Origin of the sequence: Oxalicibacterium flavum, assembly GCF_014635065.1 — a bacterium.
Lineage (GTDB): Bacteria > Pseudomonadota > Gammaproteobacteria > Burkholderiales > Burkholderiaceae_D > Oxalicibacterium > Oxalicibacterium flavum.
The window spans coordinates 1-719 of the sequence record NZ_BMCG01000009.1 but is presented as its reverse complement, the minus strand read 5'-3'; the positions used below and the strand labels follow the sequence as shown (position 1 = coordinate 719).

Genomic DNA, 719 nt, shown 5'->3' with positions numbered 1-719 from the left:
ACGCGTGCGCAGGTGTCGACGTTGTTGTTGCCGAAGGCAGCACGCACCAGCTTCTGCACCAGATAGCCTTCCTCGTTGGTGCAGCGCGACGACACCAGGCCGCCGACCGAACCACGGCCATACTTGGCCTGGATGCGCTTGATCTCGGAAGCGGCATGATTGATCGCCTCTTCCCACGACACTTCCTTCCACGGATCCGTGATCTTGCTGCGGATCATCGGTTTGAGCATGCGGTCCTTGTGGGTTGCATAGCCCCAGGCGAAACGACCCTTGACGCACGCGTGACCATGGTTGGCACCGCCGTTCTCGTTCGGAATCATGCGAACGACTTCATTGCCCTTCATTTCCGCCTTGAACGAGCAACCCACGCCGCAGTACGCGCAGGTCGTGATCTTGCTGTGCTCGGCCTGACCCATCATGATGACCGTCTTCTCGGTCAGGGTTGCCGTCGGGCAGGCATCCACGCAGGCGCCGCAGGAAACGCACTCGGAATCGATGAAATCTTCCTTCTGGCCGGCCGACACGCGCGATGCGAAACCGCGGCTGTCGATCGTCAGTGCGAAGGTGCCCTGGGTTTCCTCGCAGGCACGCACGCAACGGTTACAGACGATGCACTTCGACGCATCGTAGGTGAAGTACGGGTTGGATTCGTCCTTCTCCATGCGCAGATGGTTTTCGCCATCGTAGCCATAGCGCACTTCGCGCAGGCCGACGACGCC

1 protein-coding gene is annotated in these 719 nt (G+C 60.6%); it reads right to left on the bottom strand.

All coding sequences use genetic code 11. The features are described 5' to 3' along the window. On the bottom strand, positions 1-719 hold a 719-nt coding region (locus tag IEV38_RS15215; protein WP_188397607.1), incomplete at both ends, for a molybdopterin-dependent oxidoreductase.